General features: G+C 41.5%; 1 protein-coding gene and 1 pseudogene. Both read right to left on the reverse strand.

Going from position 1 to position 1,151, the window contains the following annotated elements; genetic code table 11:
• Positions 1-551, reverse strand: a pseudogene (locus ACS8FD_RS15935) (electron transfer flavoprotein subunit alpha/FixB family protein); the annotation flags it as partial.
• Positions 552-644: 93 nt separating this feature from the next.
• A partial coding sequence (locus ACS8FD_RS15940) for an electron transfer flavoprotein subunit beta/FixA family protein (RefSeq protein ID WP_439276566.1) occupies positions 645-1,151 on the reverse strand: 507 nt, incomplete at its 5' end.

Raw genomic sequence — 1,151 nt, forward strand, 5'->3', positions numbered from 1 at the left:
GCCATTTCTTCATTGACAAAGCTTGCTTTGCCAGCATCTTGTACATTATCGATTGTCTCAACAGTAGCAGAACCGCCTTCAGCAGCCACTGGATCAAAAGCCGTTGTACGTACGGTCAATACGATTTTATTTTCCGTCGTCTTGACCGTAGCAGTCGCATTACCAGCGTAAATAGGACGCTCAAAAGTTTGAGCATCTATGACAGCAGAAATCTCTGACAACATACTGACATCCAGTAAAGCTGCTGTACGTGGCATAAAGTTTTTGCCAGTGGTCGTTGCTGGTGCAATAATATGGCTATAGTCTGCAGCAATATCTGCAACCAATAACGATATATTTTCTGCCATTTGATGTTCGTAAGCTGCGTTATCTGCCAATAGCACTTTGCTTACGCCTTCAGCTTTTGCTGCTTCGTCAGCCGCCGCTTGATTACCACTGCCAGCAACCAATACATGAATATCATCACCCATTTGCTTAGCAGCTGCAATAGTACTTAGAGTCGCCTTTTTTAGACTGGCATTGTCGTGTTCTGCATATACCAAAATTGCCATTTTTTTGTCCTTTATTTATTTGTTCATGTCGTCAGATAGCTTTTAAATACGGCATTTACAGTACTAACACTCTATAAATGCGTCAGCGAAGTCTTAGATTACTTTCGCTTCATTTTTTAGCTTATCGACCAACTCATCAACTGAGGCTACCGTAATACCAGCTTTACGCTCAGCAGGTGGCATAACTTTAACGATTTCTTGCTTAGACGTCATCTCAACACTAAAATCTGCTGGCGTTTTCTCATCAAGAGGCTTTTTCTTAGCTTTCATGATATTTGGCAGTTTTGCATAGCGTGGTTCGTTTAAACGTAAATCAGTTGTAATCACTGCAGGTAGAGATAGCGCCACTGTCTGTAAGCCACCATCAACTTCACGAGTCACATTTACGCTATCACCTTCGACTTTTACTTCAGAAGCAAACGTACCTTGACCAATACCCATTAAGGCTGCAAGCATCTGGCCTGTCCGATTATTGTCATCATCAATCGCTTGCTTACCTAACAAAATAATATCCGTGCTTTCTTGTTCAGCAATGCTTTTTAGAATTTTAGCGACTTGTAGCGGATATGGTTTATCATCAGTTTTGACTAAGACTCCACG

The sequence above is a fragment of the Psychrobacter sp. 1U2 genome (genome assembly GCF_051847575.1).